We start from the raw sequence: 227 nt of genomic DNA on the forward strand, positions 1-227 counted from the left end.
TCTGCGTCTGTTGGATTTAATGGTTTCACTAAATCTGTGCCTGGAATAACATCTTTACTTCCGTCTGGATATGTAATTGTTGCTGTACCGTCTTTTTCCACTGTTACTGTTGTTCCCGGTGGGAATTTGTCTTTGTTGACTTCTTTAATTTTATCTTCTACAGCTTTTCTTTCTTCATCAGTTAAGTTTGTGACATCTTTTACTGGTGTTTTTTCTGGTACTGTTGG

The 227-nt window shown here is 37.0% G+C and carries 1 pseudogene; it reads right to left on the reverse strand.

The features are described from left to right. Positions 1–227 (reverse strand): annotated as a pseudogene (locus E4T68_RS09440) (hypothetical protein); the annotation flags it as partial.

The organism is Granulicatella sp. WM01, from assembly GCF_004570605.1.
Lineage (GTDB): Bacteria > Bacillota > Bacilli > Lactobacillales > Aerococcaceae > WM01.